The organism is Paraburkholderia sp. SIMBA_053, from assembly GCF_046534895.1.
In the GTDB taxonomy this organism is placed as follows: Bacteria; Pseudomonadota; Gammaproteobacteria; order Burkholderiales; family Burkholderiaceae; genus Paraburkholderia; species Paraburkholderia caledonica.
In genome coordinates, this window is record NZ_JAWRXU010000821.1 from 1 (window position 1) to 267 (window position 267).

The window sequence follows — 267 nt, forward strand, 5'->3', positions numbered from 1 at the left end:
GTCGGGGCACGGAAGAGCCTCCGATGCTGGGTCTGGCGACACGTCCTTTACGTCGAATGCGGGGTAGGCCCCCATTCCCCACAGGTTTGGGCCACCCCAGTACGTCGGATAGCCGTAGTAAAGGAGGTACTCGGTTTCATGCTGGCGCGCCACCGGCTTATGCGTATCGATGTTCGGACTGTCCCGCACCTCTTGCCGCGTCAGATGCACGTGGACGGTGCCTGATTCCCGGTCCATGTGTTTGACCGACTACGGTGAAATCAGTAC

At 60.3% G+C, this 267-nt stretch carries 1 pseudogene; it reads right to left on the reverse strand.

Annotated features, from left to right (window positions below):
- Positions 1 to 249, reverse strand: a pseudogene (locus SB753_RS37860) (PRC-barrel domain containing protein); the annotation flags it as partial.
- Positions 250 to 267: the final 18 nt, after the last annotated feature.